Below are 2866 nucleotides of genomic sequence, written 5' to 3' on the forward strand. Positions count from 1 at the left end.
ACAAGGTTTTGTTCCACTCTCCGCATTCGTTTGACGCGGCGACGTATGAGGTGTGGGTGCCGTTGCTGAGTGGTGGCACGGTGGTGGTGGCTGAGGGTGAGTTGAGTGTTCCTGTGGTGCGGGATGCGGTGGGGCGTGGGGTGTCGGGGTTGTGGGTGACGGCGGCGCTGTTCGGGGTGCTGGTGGAGGAGGATGCCGGTTGTTTCGCTGGTCTGGGTGAGGTGTGGACGGGTGGGGATGCGGTGCCGGCGGTGGCCGCGGAGCGGATGCTGGCCGCGTGCCCGGGGACGGTGCTGGTCAATGGGTACGGTCCGACGGAGTCGACGACCTTTGCCGTCGGCGGTCGGATCGTGGCGGAGGATGCCGCGGGCGGTTCGGTGCCGCTCGGACAGGTGATGGACAACACGACCGGATACGTCCTGGACGGCGCGCTGCGCCCCGTCGGGGTGGGGGTGCCGGGGGAGCTGTATCTCGGCGGCCTCGGTCTGGCGCGCGGCTACCACGGCCGGGCCGGACTCACGGCGGAACGGTTCGTGGCGGGCCCGTTCGGTTCGGGCGAGCGGTTGTACCGGACGGGCGATGTGGTGCGCTGGCGTCCGGACGGCCGGCTGGACTTCCTCGGCCGCGGCGACGGACAGGTCAAGATCCGCGGCTTCCGTATCGAACTCGATGAGATCCAGGCCGCGTTGATGAGGTGCGCGGACGTGGGTACGGCCACGGTCGTGGCCCGGGAGGACCGTCCCGGGATCAAGCGGCTGGTGGCGTATGTCGTGGCCGACGGGCAGCTCGATGTCGCGGCGGTACGAGCTCAGGTCGCGGGCACTCTGCCCGAGTACATGGTGCCGTCGGCGTTCGTGGTGCTCGACGAGCTGCCGCTGACGGTGAACGGAAAGGTCGACCGGCGCGCGCTTCCCGCGCCCGAGTTCGACGCGGCGGCGGAGTACGTCGCACCGCGCACCGAGGCCGAACGCGTCCTGGCCGGGATCTGGGCGGAGGTCCTGGGCGTGGAGCGGGTCGGAGCCCATGACGACTTCTTCGAGCTGGGTGGCGACTCCATCTCCAGCCTGAAGGTCGTCTCCCGTCTCCGGGCCGCGCTGGGAGCGGGGTTCTCCCCGCGTGTCCTGTTCGATCACCCGACCGTGGCCGGGCTCGCGGCGACGATCCCGGGCGCCGAAGCCGCGCGGGAGACAGAGGAGACGCCGGCCTCCGGCGCGATTGTTCCGGTGGCACGCGACGGGCAACTGCCGATGTCGCTCACTCAGGAACGCCTCTGGTTCCTGGAGAACTTCACCCCCGGCAGCATCGAGTACAACATCGCCGGCGCGCTCCGGCTGACCGGAGTCCTCGACCCGGACGCTCTCCGTACGGCCCTCGCCGGGCTGGTGGACCGGCACGAGGCGCTGCGTACGACGTTCGACTCGGTTGACGGGCGTGGCGTCCAGATAGTGCATCCCTCGCTGGACGTACCGGTGCGCGCTGTGACCCTCAGTGACCCCTCGGACCTCGACGCGGCGCTCAGGGAGGAGTCCGTCGCCCCCTTCGACCTGCGGACCGGCCCCTTGGTGCGGGTACTGCTGGTACGGATCGCGCCGACCGAGCATGTCCTCGTGTTGTCGATGCATCACATCGTGACCGATGGGTGGTCGATGGGTGTGGTGACGCGTGAGCTGAGTGAGTTGTACGCGGCTGCGGTGCGGGGTGCGGAGGCTCGGCTTCCGTTGTTGCCGGTGCAGTATCCGGACTTCGCGGTGTGGCAGCGGGAGAGGCTGGCCGGGGAGGCGCTGGATTCCCAGATCGGCTACTGGCGTGAGCAGTTGGACGGTCTGGAGCCGCTGGAACTGCCGACGGACCGCCCGCGCCCGCTGGTGCGGACCGCTTCCGGGAGCACCCATATCTTCACCGTCCCGGCGGAGTTGACGGATCAGCTCGGCTCGCTGGGGCGTACCCGGGGCGCGAGTCTGTTCATGGCGCTGATGGCGGTGACGCAGTTGCTGCTGTCCCGCTACAGCGGCCGGCGTGATATCGCGCTGGGAACGGCGGTGTCGGGCCGGGAGCGCGAGGAACTGGAGGGCCTGGTCGGGTTCTTCGTCAACACCCTCGTTCTGCGGGCACGTATCGATGAGTCGCGGTCATTCGATGAGCTGCTGGCAGCGGTCCGCGACACCACGTTGGAGGCGTTCGCGCACCAGGATGTGCCGTTCAGCCGGCTGATCGAGGAGCTGTCTCCGGAGCGCGACACCAGCAGGACGCCACTCGTACAGGCCATGCTGACCCTCCAGAACACCCCCGGAGGTGCGTTCCACCTCCCCGGCCTCCGTATCGAGGAATACGAAGTGCCGCGTACGGCGGCGCAGTTCGAGTTCGGGCTGCACTTCCAGGAGAGCGGCGACGGAGGTCTTGTCGGGGTCGCCGAGTTCAATACGGATCTGTTCGATGTGGAGACGGTTGAGCGGTTGTGTGGGCATTGGCTGGTGTTGGCGGAGCGAGTGGTTGCTGAGCCGTTGGTGCCTGTGGTGCGGGTGGGGATGTTGGGTGGGGCTGAGCTGGAGCGGTTGTTGATGGGGTGGGCCGGCCCGGGGGTCGGGGTGGGCGAGCGGTCGGTTGTGGAGCTGATTCAGGACCGTATCGCCGCGGCCCCTGGGGCGGTTGCGGTGCTCGGGGATCGTGGTGTCTCGCTGTCGTATGGCGAGTTGGGTGCCCGGGTGGACCGTCTGGCGGGGCATTTGGCGGCGCTGGGCGTGGGGGTCGAGTCGCGGGTGGGCGTGTCGCTGCCGAGGTCGGTGGATCTGGTGGTGGCGGTGCTGGGGGTGTTGCGGGCCGGTGGTGCGTATGTGCCGTTGGATCCGGAGTATCCGGCGGACCGGCT

1 protein-coding gene is annotated in these 2866 nt (G+C 69.0%); it reads left to right on the forward strand.

The genetic code is table 11. The annotated features are described in order from the left end of the window. Positions 1-56 precede the first annotated feature (56 nt). Positions 57-2866 (forward strand): condensation domain-containing protein (locus CU044_RS03095; protein ID WP_275670170.1); only part of this gene is annotated, 2810 nt, incomplete at its 3' end.

Origin of the sequence: Streptomyces sp. L-9-10 (assembly GCF_004151105.1) — a bacterium.
Taxonomy (GTDB): domain Bacteria; phylum Actinomycetota; class Actinomycetes; order Streptomycetales; family Streptomycetaceae; genus Streptomyces.